This is a genomic window from Micromonospora citrea (genome assembly GCF_900090315.1).
GTDB classification, from domain to species: Bacteria; Actinomycetota; Actinomycetes; order Mycobacteriales; family Micromonosporaceae; genus Micromonospora; species Micromonospora citrea.
The window spans coordinates 1,431,061-1,444,132 of record NZ_FMHZ01000002.1; the positions used below are offsets into that span (position 1 = coordinate 1,431,061).

11 protein-coding genes and 1 pseudogene are annotated in these 13,072 nt (G+C 75.7%); 7 read left to right on the forward strand and 5 right to left on the reverse strand.

Translation table 11 applies throughout. The annotated features are described in order from the left end of the window. Positions 1-88: 88 nt before the first annotated feature. From GA0070606_RS06685 to pseI, 3 genes and pseudogenes are all read left to right on the forward strand, one after another. Positions 89-1,162 (forward strand): annotated as a pseudogene (locus tag GA0070606_RS06685) (glycosyltransferase family 2 protein); the annotation flags it as partial. Between the two features lie 299 nt (positions 1,163-1,461). Further along, on the forward strand, positions 1,462-1,995 hold the full coding sequence (locus tag GA0070606_RS06690) for a GNAT family N-acetyltransferase (RefSeq protein ID WP_091096018.1): 534 nt from the start codon (positions 1,462-1,464) through the stop codon (positions 1,993-1,995). Continuing rightward, a complete protein-coding gene (gene pseI / locus GA0070606_RS06695; protein ID WP_091096020.1) occupies positions 1,992-3,044 on the forward strand; it encodes a pseudaminic acid synthase in 1,053 nt (350 codons plus the stop codon). The genes GA0070606_RS06690 and pseI overlap by 4 nt, the downstream gene beginning before the upstream one ends. Before the next feature lie 57 nt (positions 3,045-3,101). On the opposite strand, the gene GA0070606_RS06700 is transcribed toward pseI, so the two are convergent. The 5 genes from GA0070606_RS06700 to GA0070606_RS06720 all read right to left on the reverse strand — a co-directional run bounded on the left by GA0070606_RS06700 (position 3,102) and on the right by GA0070606_RS06720 (position 7,896). Beyond that, positions 3,102-4,325, reverse strand: coding sequence for an acyl-CoA reductase (locus GA0070606_RS06700; protein WP_091096022.1), 1,224 nt, complete (start codon positions 4,323-4,325; stop codon positions 3,102-3,104). Next, positions 4,322-5,374 carry a LuxE/PaaK family acyltransferase gene (locus GA0070606_RS06705; RefSeq protein ID WP_091096024.1) on the reverse strand — a complete coding sequence of 351 codons (1,053 nt, stop codon included), beginning with the start codon at positions 5,372-5,374 and terminating at the stop codon, positions 4,322-4,324. The genes GA0070606_RS06700 and GA0070606_RS06705 overlap by 4 nt, the downstream gene beginning before the upstream one ends. After that, positions 5,368-6,762: an AMP-binding protein gene (locus tag GA0070606_RS06710; protein WP_091107384.1), complete on the reverse strand. Its 1,395-nt coding sequence runs from the start codon at positions 6,760-6,762 to the stop codon at positions 5,368-5,370. The genes GA0070606_RS06705 and GA0070606_RS06710 overlap by 7 nt, the downstream gene beginning before the upstream one ends. A 140-nt stretch (positions 6,763-6,902) precedes the next feature. Next, positions 6,903-7,673 carry an SDR family NAD(P)-dependent oxidoreductase gene (locus GA0070606_RS06715; protein WP_091096026.1) on the reverse strand — a complete coding sequence of 257 codons (771 nt, stop codon included), beginning with the start codon at positions 7,671-7,673 and terminating at the stop codon, positions 6,903-6,905. Then, a complete protein-coding gene (locus tag GA0070606_RS06720) occupies positions 7,654-7,896 on the reverse strand; it encodes an acyl carrier protein (protein ID WP_091096028.1) in 243 nt (80 codons plus the stop codon). The genes GA0070606_RS06715 and GA0070606_RS06720 overlap by 20 nt, the downstream gene beginning before the upstream one ends. Positions 7,897-8,142: 246 nt before the next feature. Here GA0070606_RS06720 and pseB point away from each other — a divergent pair, with 246 nt between their 5' ends. The 4 genes from pseB to GA0070606_RS06740 are packed head-to-tail and all read left to right on the forward strand — an operon-like array spanning position 8,143 to position 13,042. Continuing rightward, on the forward strand, positions 8,143-9,126 hold the full coding sequence (pseB, locus tag GA0070606_RS06725; protein WP_091096029.1) for a UDP-N-acetylglucosamine 4,6-dehydratase (inverting): 984 nt from the start codon (positions 8,143-8,145) through the stop codon (positions 9,124-9,126). Beyond that, positions 9,123-10,280, forward strand: coding sequence for a DegT/DnrJ/EryC1/StrS family aminotransferase (locus tag GA0070606_RS06730; protein WP_091096031.1), 1,158 nt, complete (start codon positions 9,123-9,125; stop codon positions 10,278-10,280). The genes pseB and GA0070606_RS06730 overlap by 4 nt, the downstream gene beginning before the upstream one ends. 9 nt (positions 10,281-10,289) lie before the next feature. Then, a complete protein-coding gene (locus GA0070606_RS06735) occupies positions 10,290-11,126 on the forward strand; it encodes a hypothetical protein (RefSeq protein WP_091096033.1) in 837 nt (278 codons plus the stop codon). Continuing rightward, a complete protein-coding gene (locus GA0070606_RS06740; protein WP_091096034.1) occupies positions 11,123-13,042 on the forward strand; it encodes a hypothetical protein in 1,920 nt (639 codons plus the stop codon). The genes GA0070606_RS06735 and GA0070606_RS06740 overlap by 4 nt, the downstream gene beginning before the upstream one ends. Positions 13,043-13,072: the final 30 nt, after the last annotated feature.

Sequence of the window (13,072 nt, forward strand, 5' to 3'; positions counted from 1 at the left end):
CCGACGCTGGGCGGCTGTTCAGGGACTTCACCTTCGCCGGCAACGTGAGGTTCCGGGGCCGTCCATCCACGCCGTCGATGGTGTCGGCGTGGTCATTGAGCCGACGCAAGCACCGCTGCTGAGCATCGTCGTGCCCGTGTACGGCGTCGAGCCGTACCTCTACCAGTGCCTCGAGTCGATCCGCGCCGACGTCCCGGCCGGCGAGGCCGACGCGGTGGAGGTGATCGCGGTGGACGACGCCTCCCCCGACCGCTGCGGGGAGATGCTGCGGTCGTACGCGGCCGGGCGGGCCGGGGTCCGCACGGTGCACCTGACCGGGAACGTCGGCCTGGGCCCGGCCCGCAACGCCGGCCTCGACGTGGCCGCCGGCGCGTACGTCTGGTTCGTCGACAGCGACGACTGGCTGCCGCCGGGCACGATCCCGGCGGTGCTGGACCGGCTGCGCCGGGCCCGGCCCGACGTGCTGATGCTGGACCACCTGCGGGTGCACGAGGGCGGCCGGCGGGAGGTCGACGCGAGCAGCCACCTGCTGCGCGGCGTGCCGGGCGTGGTCCGCCTGGCCGACCGGCCGCAGCTGCTGCGGGTACAGCACACCGCCTGGAACAAGGTGGTCCGTCGCGGGTTCATGGCCGAGCTGGGGCTGCGCTTCCACCCCGGCTGGTACGAGGACATCCCGTTCAGCCACCCCCTGCTCATCGGCGCCGAGCGGATCTCCGTGCTGGACCGGGTCTGCTACCTCTACCGGCAGGGCCGGCTCGGCGCGATCACCTCGACCCGCAGCCGGCGGCACTTCGACGCCTTCGACCAGTACGAGCGGCTCTTCGACTGGCTGGACCGGCACGCCCCCGACGACCGGCTGCGGGCCGAGCTGTTCACCCTGATGATCAGCCACTACCTGGTGGTGGCGGGCAACGACGGCCGGCTGCACCCGCGGCTGCGCCGCGCCTTCTTCCGCAGGGTGGCGGAGCACTACCGCCGCTACCTGCCCGGCGCCGGCTACTCGCCGCCGGCCGGGGTCGCGGGGCTCAAGCACCGGCTGGTCGGCCGGAACAGCTACCTCGCGTACGCGACGCTGCGCCGGGCCCACCGGGCCGCCGGCCGGGTCCGGGGCAACCGGCCGACCCCGCCGACCTCCCCCGCCCCGGAGCCCGCCCTCGCCCCGGAGCCCGCCCTCGCCCCGGACGCCGGACCGCCCACCGACGCCGCGCACGCCGGCACAGCTACCGACGCCGGGCACGCCGGCAGGGCCACGGACGCCGGGCACTCCGGGCCGCCCACCGGCACCGCGCACGCCGGACCACCCACCGACGCCGGGCGCACCGGGTCGGCCACCGACGCCGGGCGCTCCGAGGAGGCCGCGCACGGCGGGTCGGCCGCGCAGGCCGGGCCGGCACCGGAGGCCGGGCGAACCGCGACCGGGACGACGGCGACGGACCAGGCCGCCGCGATGGCGAGCCGGCGATGACCGGGTCGCCGACGGCCGGGCCGAGGGCGACCGGGCCGCTGCGGCCGGCCGACGACGGGGACCTGCGCCGGATGCTGCGCTGGCGTAACCACCCGCAGGTGCGCGCGGTGAGCCTGACCAGCCACGAGATCGGCCCGGCCGAGCACGCCGCCTGGTGGTCGCGGGTCCGCGTCGACCCGGACCGCCGGGTGCTGGTGCACCTGCACGACGGCGAGCCCGCCGGCGTGGTCACCTTCGCCGGGTTGACCTCCCCGGACCGCGCGCTCACCTGGGGCTTCTACCTCGACATCGCCGGGCTGGACGCCCGGGGAGAGCTGCTGCCGGCGTGGCTGTCGCTGGAGCGGGCGGCCATCGCGTACGCCTTCGACACCCTCGGGGCGCGGACGCTGGGCGGCGAGACGCTGGCCGCCAACCGACCGGTGCTGGCCCTGCACCGGCGCTTCGGGTTTCGCGAGGTCCGGCGCTACGAGCGGGACATCGACGGCACGCCGCACCAGGTGGTGTGGACGGAGAAGAGCAGAGGAAGATGACGGCGACAGTCAAGATCGGACCGCACGCGGTCGGCCCCGGCGAGCGGCCCCTCGTGGTCGCCGAGATGTCCGGCAACCACAACGGCAGCCTGGACCGGGCGCTCGCCATCGTGGACGCGGTGGCGGCCAGCGGGGCGCACGCGCTCAAGCTTCAGACGTACCGGCCGGACACCATCACCATCGACGTGGACTCCCCCGCGTTCCGCCTCTCCGACGGGCACGACCTGTGGGGCGGCGAGCGCCTGTGGCAGCTCTTCGAGCGGGCCCACACCCCGTACGAGTGGCACGCGCCCATCTTCGAACGGGCCCGGCGGCACGGCCTCACCGTGTTCTCCTCGCCCTTCGACGCGACCGCGGTGGAGCTGCTGGAAGGGCTGGACGCGCCCGCGTACAAGATCGCCTCGTCGGAGCTGGTCGACCTGCCGCTGATCCGGCTCGTCGCGGCCACCGGCAAGCCGCTGGTCATCTCCACCGGGATGGCCACCGTCGGCGAGATCGACGCGGCCGTGCGCGCCGCGCGGGAGGGCGGCGCCGGCGGCATCGTGCTGCTGGCCTGCACCGCGTCCTACCCGGCGCCGCCGCAGGACAGCAACCTGCGCCGGCTGCCCGTCCTGGCCGACACCTTCGGCCTGCCGGTGGGCCTGTCCGACCACACGCCGGGCATCGGCGTCCCGGTCGCCTCGGTGGCGTTCGGCGCCTGCCTGATCGAGAAGCACGTGACGTTGCGCCGGGCCGACGGCGGCGTCGACTCCGACTTCTCGCTGGAGCCGGCGGAGCTGACCGCCCTCACCGTCGAGTCGGAGCGGGCCTGGGCGGCACTGGGCGGCACCGCGATCGGGCCGACCCCGACCGAGCGGGAGGGGCTGCGGTTCCGCCGGTCCCTGTGGGTGGTGGAGGACGTCCGGGCCGGCGATCCGGTCACCCCGGCGGTGGTCCGCTCGATCCGGCCGGCCGGCGGGCTCCCCCCGGCCGACCTCGACCGGGTGCTCGGCCGCGCGTTCGCCCGGGACGTGCCGAGGGGAACACCGCTGAGCTGGGACCTCGTCTGACCGACGGGCGACGCGAGGGGGCCCGGTCCGCGCGGACCGGGCCCCCTCTTCGGCGCGTCAGTCGGCGACCGTCACCAGCCGGACGAACTCGTGGAGCAGGTCGTAGCCGTCCCAGACCGGGGCGAAGGTCAGCGCCGCACCGAACGGCACGATCCGGTCGATGCCCCGGCCGCCGAGCCGCCGGGCGAGGTCGAGCAGCTCGGCGCGGGCGAAGCCGAAGTGGGTCAGCGTCTGGTCCCGGCGGCGCACGAACGGCGTCAGCTCCGCCAGCTCCGCCAGGGTGACGAAGCCGAACGTGCCGGCGCCGAGCCACTGTCGGGGCGCCGCCGCCGGCCCGTCCAGCTCCAGCGTGGCGACGAGGTTGTCGTGGAACGCCATCCGGGCGACTCCCCCGTCTGCGGCCAGCCCGTACGCGCCGACCCGCTTCTCCACCGCCATCGCCGCGTCCACGTCGAAGCCCCGCTCCCGGACGGCCACACCGAGCAGGGCGACGAACTCGGCGCGGACGGCGTCGGCCCGGCGGGCGTCGCCGACGAGGAACACCGCCCGGGGCGACGAGCACGCCGCCTGGTCGAACCAGTAGGCGTCGTTGGCGAAGCGGGCCACGGCGTCCCGCCGCGCGGCGAGCGGGGCGGCCTCCCAGCCGGCCACCGACAGGGCCGCGAAGGACGACCGGTCGGGAAAGGTGAGGTCGCGGGCGGCGGGGGCCAGCGGGTGCCGGCGCACGGCGGTCACCGCCCGGTCCCCGCCCCAGATGACCCGCACGTCGCAGCCGGCGCTGAGCCGGGCGGTCACCGCGTCGTCGTGGCCGTAGGTGACCATGCGCTGGGTGCGGGCAACGACCGGGTCGGCGGCGTCCAGGCTGTCGTTGAGCACGTCCAGGATCGCGTCGGCGGCCGCCGCCGAGCGGGGCGAGATCCGCACGACGTTGGTGTTGCCGGCCAGCGCTGACAGCGCCCAGGAATAGACGAAGACGGTGTCCACGTTGGCGGGCGGGATGTGGAACGCCACGCCCCGGGGGAAGGCGAGCACGCCGTCGTCGAGCCCGGCGTGCAGCCGCTGCACGCCGCGCACCAGCTCCCGGCGGCGCAGGAAGAAGCCGAGCGAGCCCAGTTCCGGGTGGCGGCGGGCGAGCGCCGGGGCCAGCAGCCGCCGGGAGACCGAGGTCAGGAAGTCCACGATCCGTTCGTCGCCGACGGTCAGCGGCGGATCGGCGGCCGGGGGCAGCAGGTCGTCCACCGGCACCTCGGGGCCGGCGGGGAAGCGCATCCGTACCGTCATGCCCGACCTCCGACGTAGGTGTCGCTGCAACCCCGGGCCTCGGCGCGGGGCAGCCGGCCCAGGACGCTGAACCGCTTGCCCGGCCAGTGCCCGTCGTCGATCCCGTGCACCACGCCGAGGTCCTCGGTGAGCAGCACGTTGCCCGGGTACGAGGTGGGCAGGGTGCTGAGCACCTCGATCACGCCCGGCGTGCCGACCGGGGCCTCCGCCCAGGTGACCGGGTCGCGGACGATGACGTCGGCGAAGTCCGGGCAGTAGAGGGAGCCGCCGTCGGGCCCCTCCAGGAAGACCGTGCCGATCTGCTCGACCATGCCGTAGAAGTTGTGGATCCGCTCCAGGCCGGTGTCCGCGCCGAGCCGGCGCCGGAACTCGGCGTTGTCCACGGCCTGGTCGGCGAGCTTCTTCCAGCCGCCGGAGTGCACCAGGATCCCCCGGGACAGGTCGAGGCCGTGGTCGCGGGCCACCTCGTAGAGGTAGCGCCACACCATGAAGGTGAAGCCGAAGACCAGGAACGGCGCGTCACCGTGGCGGGCCAGGAAGTCCTTGAGCGCCGCCACGTCGGGCCGGTCGTCGGCGTCGAGCAGCCACAGGTGGTCGCGGCCGAAGTTCACCATGCCGAGCGCGCCCGCCCCCCGGGCGGAGTAGGAACGCCGGTCGCCGACCACACCGGCCCGGTCCACCACCACCATCGGCAGCCGGCGCGGGCCCAGCACCGTGCCCAGCGTGCGGGCCAACATCCGCGACTGGGTGGCCGCCGCCGCCCGGTCCAGGTGGATCCGGCTGACCTCGCCCGTGGTGCCGCTGGAGGTGAGCACCCGGATCACCTCGTCGTCGGGCACGCTGGCCAGCTTGCGGGTCTTGAACAGCCGCACCGGCAGCCACGGCAGGTCGGCCAGCGTCGCGGCGTCGCCGTCCGCGCCGCCCAGGGCGTCCAGGATCCGCGCGTACGGCGGGCAGTGCCGCCGGTGGTGGGCCAGCAGCCCGAGCAGCTCGGCGCGGAGCCGCTCCTCCTTCTCGGGCTGGGTGAGCGTGAACACGTCGGTCAGCACTGTGCCTCCAGCGCGCGGTAGTCGGGCTTGCCGGCCGCCGTCAGCGGCAGGGCGTCCACGCCGCGCACCTGGACTCCCGAGGAGTGGGTGCCCAGCGCCTGCGCCACCTCGGCACGGATGCGGGCCAGCCGGTCGGCGTCGGCGCCCTCGGCCACCACCACCAGCCGGTCCGCTCCCGCGATCGCGGCGACGGGCCCGTGGTGGCCGAGCGAGCGTTCGACGTCGTCGAGGTTGACCCGGACGCCGAAGACCTTGGCGATCCGCTTGAGCCGGCCGGTGACGTGCAGGAAGCCGTCGGCGTCCAGCCGGCCCAGGTCGCCGGTGGCGAGCACCCCGCCCAGCTCGTCGGGGCGGGCGAGGTCGGCCGCGGTCTCGGCGTAGCCCATCATCACGTTGGGTCCCCGGTAGACGATCTCGCCGGTCCGCCCCGGCGCGGTCGTCTCCATGCCGTCGTCGGCGCGCACCGACAGCGCCCCGCCGGGCACCGGCGGCCCCACCGAGCCGAGCTTCTCCGGCAGCCGGTCGGGCGGCAGCACCGTCATCCGGGCGGTCGCCTCGGTCTGCCCGTACATGACGAAGAGGCGGCCGTCGACCCCGGCCATCCGGGCGTGGAAGTCGGCCACCAGCTCCGGGCGCAGCCGGCCGCCGGCCTGGGTGAGGGTACGCAGCCGGTCGTGCCGGGCCGGGTCGAAGCGCAGCCGGCGCAGCATCTCGTACTGGTAGGGCACGGCGGCCAGGGACGTGACCCGGTGCCGATCGACGGCCGTCCAGAACTCGCGGGAGGTCAGGCCGGAGCGCTCCAGCAGCACGGTGGCGCCGGCGTGCAGGTGGCTGGTGAGCACCGACAGCCCGTACGTGTAGTGCAGCGGCAGGGTGGTCGGCGCCACCTCGTCCCCGTCGATGCCCAGCGCGGTGGTGATGGCCGCCGCGTTGGCCCGCACCGCCGTGCGGGAGAGCCGGACGAGTTTCGGGTTGCCCGTCGAGCCGGAGGTGGTGAGCAGCAGCGCCAGGTCGGGGTGGGGCGCGGGCCCGGCGGGCCCGGTGCGCCGCCACGCCGCGCCGAGGCCGACCGGGGCCGGCTCGTAGCCGTCGACCGGCTCCGGGCCGGTGAGCAGCACGGCGGGGCGGAACCGGTCGACCAGTTCGCGCAGCGCGCCCGGCGCCACCTGCGGTTCGACCAGCGCGACCGGGCGGCCGGCCTGCCAGGCCGCGAGGATCCGCAGCACCGCGTCGATCTCGGCGGGGGCGGCGGCGAGGACGACGCCCGGCGGCTCCCGGTCGAGCAGGGCGGCGAGGTCGGCGACCCGGGTGGCCAGTTCCGCGCCCCCGACCTGCCGGCCGGTCGCCGCGTCCACCAGTCGGGCGTCGGGGTGCGGCACGAAGGGCACGTCGGAGTCCGGCGGCGCGACCTGGTCGGAATGCGGCACGAAGGGTGCGGCGGGGTGCGGCGACGCGGCCCGGTCCGATCGCGGCACGAACGGCCCGTCGGAATGCGGCGGCGCGGCCCGGTCGGCGGGCGGCAGGCCGGTCACAGGGTCAGCCCGCCGTCCACGCCGACCACCTGACCGGTGACGAAGGCCGCGGCCGGGGAGAGCAGGAACGCGACCACCTCCGCCACCTCCGCCGGCTCGCCGAGCCGGCCCAGCGGGGTGGCCTCCGCGCGGGCCCGCCGGCCCGGCTCGTCGAGGCCGGTCAGCAGGTCGGTGCGGATGAAGCCCGGGGCGACCGCGTTCACGCGGATGCCGGCCGGTCCGAGTTCCTTGGCTGCGGACCGGGTGAGCCCCTCGACGGCGGCCTTGCTCGCCGCGTAGACGGCCTGGCCGGCGGCGCCGGCCGAGCCGACCAGCGAGGCGGTGAGCACCACCGCCGGCCGGTCGCCCCGGCGCAGCAGGCGGGACCCCTGTTGCAGGGTGTGCGCCGCGCCGGCCGCGTTGACCGCGAACAACCGGGTCACCGTCTCGTCCGGCACCGAGCCCAGCAGCCCCGCCTCGTGCGCCCCGGCGTTGACGACCAGCGCGTCCAGGCCGCGCCAGCGCGCGAAGACCGTGCGCATCGCCGCCCGGACCTGCTCGGGCTCGGCCACGTCGCCGTGCACCGCCAGGTGCGGCCCGCCGGGCAGGTCGGCGGCCACCTCGTCGGCGACGCCGGGCGACCGGCCGTGCACCGCGACCGCCCAGCCCCGCTCGGCGAGCAGTCGGGCGACGGCCCGGCCGATGCCCCGGGTCGACCCGGTGACGAGGACCCGGCGGGCGGTCGCGTCCCGGCCGGACGCCGCGGCGTCAGTCGGTGAGGACGACACCGTGCTTCTCCAGGATCTGCCGCGCGCGGTCGAAGGAACTGAGGTCGATCACTTCGTCGGTGTCCAGCATGACGCCGAACTCGTCCTCGACGGCGGCCACCAGGGACATGTGCGCGAGCGAGTCCCATTTCTCGATTCCGCGATATTCGAGACCGTCCACAACGGCGTCGTCGGACAGTTCCAGTGCCGTGCGGAAGACGACTCTCAGCCGCTCAAGTTCCACCGCTTTTTCCTCCGTGTCTGGTCCGCACGCCTCGACGTGCGGGCCGAGTGTAGCCGAGGTGAAAGGGCTTTCAACCTGGCCCTGAGCAGGCGAAAAGTGTTTGCCTGCAAGGCGTTTCGCATTCACTCCACGCGCGGCGACCGTTCACCGAGGGGCGTCGGGGTGTTAACCCGGCCGGTCTAGCGTCTCGATCCGGCCGACCGGGCAAGGTCGCCACGGAAACGACCACGACCATGGGAGCACCAATTGAGCGAGTTGAATGGGTCTTCCATTCTGATCACGGGTGGGACCGGTTCCTTCGGCAGGACCTTCCTCCGTCACGTCCTCGCCGAGGCGGACCCGGCCCGGGTGGTGGTGTTCTCCCGCGACGAACTCAAGCAGTACGAGCTGCGCCAGCAGCTCGGCGACGACCCGCGGCTGCGCTGGTTCATCGGTGACGTCCGGGACCGGCACCGGCTCACCCGCGCGATGCACGGGGTCGACCACGTGGTGCACGCCGCCGCGCTCAAGCAGGTGGACACCGCCGAGTACAACCCGTCGGAGTTCATCGCCACCAACATCACCGGCTCGCAGCACGTGGTCGACGCGGCGATCGAGGCCGGCGTCAAGAAGGTCATCGCCCTCTCCACCGACAAGGCGTCCAGCCCGATCAACCTGTACGGCGCGACGAAGCTGGTCGGCGACAAGCTGTTCATCTCGGCCAACCACTACGCCGCGCAGCACCCGACCCGGTTCGCGGTCGTCCGCTACGGCAACGTGGTCGGCAGCCGCGGCTCCGTGGTCCCGCTGTTCCGCCGGCTGGCCGCCGAGGGCAGGAGCCTGCCGGTCACCGACAAGCGGATGACCCGGTTCTGGATCACGCTGGAGCAGGCCGTCCAGTTCGTCATGGACTCGTTCGACCAGATGCAGGGCGGCGAGCTGTTCGTTCCGCGGATCCCGAGCATGCGCATCCTCGACCTGGTCGAGGCGGTCGCCCCCGACGCCACCACGCACGAGGTCGGCATCCGCCCCGGCGAGAAGCTGCACGAGGAGATGATCGCGCCGGACGACAGCCGCCGGACCCTGCGCGCGAAGGACCGGTTCATCGTGCAGCCGACCATCGCCACCTGGGGATACCAGCCGCCCGTCGGCTGCGAGCCGGTGCCGGACGGGTTCGCGTACCAGTCGGACAGCAACGACGAGTGGCTCAGCGTCCAGCGGCTGCGCGACATGCTCGGCGTCACCGCATGACGGGGCTGCTCCCGTACGGCCGGCAGTCGGTCACCGACGACGACGTCGCCGCCGTGGTCGCGGCCCTGCGCAGCGACTGGCTCACCACCGGCCCGCAGGTCGACGGCTTCGAGGCCGACCTGGCGCGCTGGACCGGCGGCGCCGGCTGCGCGGCGGTCTCCAACGGCACCGCGGCGCTGCACGTGGCGTACGCGGCGGCCGGCGTCGGCCCCGGCGACGAGGTGATCGTGCCGCCGATGACGTTCGTGGCGACCGCCAGCAGCGCGGTCGCCCTCGGCGCGAAGATCGTCTTCGCCGACGTCGAGGACGAGACGTTCACCCTCGACCCGGCGGCGGTCGCGGCGGCGACGACCGGCCGGACCCGCGTGGTGTCCGCGGTGGACTACGCCGGCCACCCCGCCGACTACGACGCGCTGCGGGCCGCGACGGCCGGCACGGACGCCCTGCTGCTCGCCGACGCCGCGCACTCGATCGGCGCCACCTACCGGGGGCGGCCGGTCGGCTCGCTGGCCGACCTGACGACGTTCTCGTTCTTCCCGACCAAGAACCTCACCACCGCCGAGGGCGGCGCGGTCGCCGCCACCGACCCGCACCTGCTCAAGCGGGCCCGCCGGTTCCGCAACATCGGCCTGGTGCGGGAGCGCGACGAGCAGCGCTGGCCCGACGAGGGCGGCTGGCACCAGGAGGTGCACGAGTTCGGGCTCAACTACCGGCTGCCCGACGTGCTCTGCGCGCTGGGCCGCAGCCAGTTGCGCCGGCTCGGCGACTTCCTCGCCGCGCGGGCCCGCCTGGTCGCCCGCTACGACGAGGCGCTGGCCGACCTGCCGGGCGTGCTGACCCCGGGCCGACGGTCCTGGGCCGCCCCGGCGTGGCACCTCTACCCGATCCGGGTGCTCGACGGGCGGCGCCGCGAGGTGTACGACCGGATGCGCGCAGCCGGCATCGGGGTGCAGGTCAACTACATCCCGGTGCACTGGCACCCGGCCTTCGCCGACCTGGGCTACCGGCGCGGCTCCTGCCCGGTGGCCGAGTCGTTCTACGCCCAGCAGCTGTCCCTGCCGCTCTTCCCGGACCTCACCGAGGCCGACCAGGACCGCGTCGTCGACGCCCTCGGCACGGCGCTGCGCGCCGCCACGGCGCGATCCGCCGCCTGAGGGGACCCGATGCACCACGCGAACCACTTCTACGGCCACGCCCACGTGCTGGCCCGCTACGCCGGGCTGGGCGACGGCCACCCGCCCCGGATCAACGGGTACGTCCAGCACGGCTGGAACATCGGCGACGGCCTCGCCCCCGGCCACCCGTACGCCGAGCGGACCCCGAGCCTGCTCTGGTCGGAGCAGACGCGGCGGCGCGCCTGGTCGGTGGGGCGACGCAACGTCACCGTCATCGGCGCGCCGTTCGCGTACCTGCTGGCGATGCGGCCCGAGCAGCCGGCGGCGGCGCGGCGGGAGGGCACCATCTGGTACCCGTTCCACGGCTGGGAGGGCCAGCACGTGCGGGGCGACCACCGGGAGCTGATCGCCCGCATCCGGGACACCGAGCCCGGCCCGGTCACCGTCTGCCTCTACTGGCACGAGTACGGCATGCGCCGCGTGCGCCGGCTCTACGAGAACGCCGGCTTCCGGGTCATCTGCCACGGCTACCGCGGCCACTGGTGGAAGGACACCGACCCGCTCTTCCTCGACAAGCAGCTCACCGAGCTGCGCCGGCACCGCCGGGTGGCGTCGAACCGGCTGACCAGCGCCATCTTCTACGGCATCGCGGCGGGCTGCGAGCCCGCCGTCTACGGCGACCCGATGGTGCTCGCGGACGAGGACCCCACCTTCGGCGGGACCGCCCGGATCCGCCGCCAGTGGCCGGAGCTGCACGGCGAGCGGGTGGATCTGCCCACCGCCGTGGAGATCGCCCGCGCCGAGCTGGGCACCGACCACCGCTGCACGCCCGCCGAGCTGCGCGAGCTGCTCGGCTGGGCGAACCTCCAGGAGGAGACGAGTTGACCACTGAGACGGCGCCCCGGATCGCGCTGCCGGGCGGGGAGATGCTGGCCTGGTCCGACCTGCCGGAGGAGCGCCTGGCCGAGGGCGGGCCGCTGGCGGCGCTGGCCGCCCACGCCGTGCCCGCCGGCGCCCGGGTGCTGCTGGCCGGCCCGCACGACCCCGCGCTGCTCGACCGGCTGGCCCACGCCGAGGTGACCTGCCTGCTGCGCAGCCACCCCGACGCGGTCGCCCTCGCCGACCGCGCCGCGCGCGTCGTGGTGGCCGGGCCGGCCGGCCTGCCGGCCGACGAGCGGTACGACGTGGTGATCGCCGGCGCCGGCCTGGACGCGGTCGAGTCGGTGGAGGGCGCCCGGCTCGGCTGGGCCGGCGTGCTGGACCGGCTGGCGGCGGCGCTGCGCCCCGGCGGCACGCTGCTGCTGCGCCTGGACAACCCGCTCGGCCTGCACCGGCTCGTCGCCGCCTCCCCCTGGTACGCCCGGCGCGACGACGCCGCCTGGACGATCGGCGGAGTGCTGGACGCGGACCGCCCGGCCAACCTGGAGCAGTTGCGCGGCCGGCTGGGCGACCTGGGGCTGCGCGCGGACGCCTGCTTCGCCGCGTACCCGCACCCGGCGACACCGACCGCGCTGGTCGACGCGGACGCGCTGGCCCGGCGGACCACCTCCGGCTTCCTCGACGCGGCGCTGCACGGGGCCTGCTCCGGCCCCGCCGCCCGGGGCACCGTGCTCCAGGACCCGGCCCGGCTCGCGGTCGACGCCCTGCACGCCGGCCGGGCCGCCGAGCTGGCGCCCGCCTGGCTGGTCCTCGCTCACCGGACGGGCGACCCGGCCGGCCCGGACCCGGCTGCCGCCGGCCGGACCCACGCGGCCCCGGCCGGCGTGCGCCAGGCCGCCCCCCGGCCGGCCGCCGCGGCCGCCGCGGACGGCACGGCCGGCGACGCGGCCGCCAGGTCGTCCGGCGGCCTGCCCGTGGCGCTGGTGCAGACCGGGCCGCCCGGGGCCGGCGTGGTCGAGGTGGTCGACGGCCCGGACGGCTGGCGGTGGCGGGCCGAGACGTCGGAGGTACGCGGCGGGGCGGCGGCGCCGTTCGCCAGCCGGCTGGCCGCGTACCGGGACCCGGGGGCGCTCGCCGGGCCGGTGCCGGAGGGCCGGCTGCTGCGCACCCTGCTGCTCGACGGCTGCCTGCGGCGGGACACCGACACGCTGCGCCGACTGCTGCGCGGCTACGCCCGCTGGCTCGCCGGGCAGGTCGACGCCGACGGTCGACTCGCCGGCCCGTACGGGCTGGCCAGCGTGGACAACGTCGTCGTGGCCGGGGACGCCTACGCCGTGCTCGACCCGAGCTGGCGGGCCGCCGAGCCGCTCGCCGTCGACGTGGTGCTCGCCCGGGGCCTGTGGCGCTTCGCCGCCGAGCTGCTCACCGGCGGGTACGCCCACCCGTGGACCTCCACTCTCGACGTGGCGGGCCTGACCGTGGTGCTCGGCGGGGTCGCCGGCCACGACCTGGACCGCCCCACCGTCGCCGCCGCCGTGGAGGCCGAGGCGGCCATCGCCGCCGCCCTGCACGGGCTGGACGCCGACGGGCGGGTCGCCCTCGCCACCGAGCTGCGCGCCGTCGAACCCACCGACCCGCCCCGGGGCAGCCGCAGCTACCAGCAACTGCGCGAGGCGTGGCTGCGCCAGCGCGAGGAGCTGACCCGGCTGGCCGCGCTGCTGAAGTGGACCGAGGAGCTGCTCACCTCCCGCGAGCGGGCGCTGCGCCGCGCCGACGCGACGATCAACCTGCTCAGCGGCTCGCTGAGCTACCGGGTGGGCCGACTGGCCATCGCCCCGGCGCGGATCGCCAAGCGGGGCGCCCGGGCCGCCAAGCGACGGGCCCGGCAGGCCCTCGCCCCGAAGCCGGAGGAGACCCGGTGACCGACACACCGACCGCCGGCAGCCCGCCGG